This window comes from Pseudomonas sp. 21615526 (assembly GCF_013386245.1).
Lineage (GTDB): Bacteria > Pseudomonadota > Gammaproteobacteria > Pseudomonadales > Pseudomonadaceae > Aquipseudomonas.
The window spans coordinates 1-372 of record NZ_JACAOM010000269.1 but is presented as its reverse complement, the minus strand read 5'-3'; the positions used below and the strand labels follow the sequence as shown (position 1 = coordinate 372).

At 65.9% G+C, this 372-nt stretch carries 1 protein-coding gene; it reads right to left on the bottom strand.

Annotated features, from left to right (window positions below):
• Positions 1-372 (bottom strand): hypothetical protein (locus HX786_RS31640; protein ID WP_178913097.1); only part of this gene is annotated, 372 nt, incomplete at both ends.

The window sequence follows — 372 nt, the reverse complement described above, 5'->3', positions numbered from 1 at the left end:
CCCCCCCGCACCCGCGCCACCCCTCAACCATCAACCCCTGCTCCCGCTGATTACCCGCCACATCGAGGGTCGGATCCTCCGCCAACACCAACCGCACCACCCCCTCATACCGCCGACCAGGCCGATAAACCGTGCGCAACGCCGACGCATACGTGCGCGCCGGCCCATCCATCGCCTCCACCGAAGACCGCGCAGGCAACAACCCAACCCCCACCATCCCCCCATGCAACAACCTTCGCTGCTCCACTTCATCGCGCCCGGCAAAATCCACCGCATCAATCCCAAGCGACTTACCCGAAGCCACCTGCATCGACTCCACCAACCGCAACAACGCCGCCGTCGTGGTATAGGGCCGGCCCACCACCCCATTGC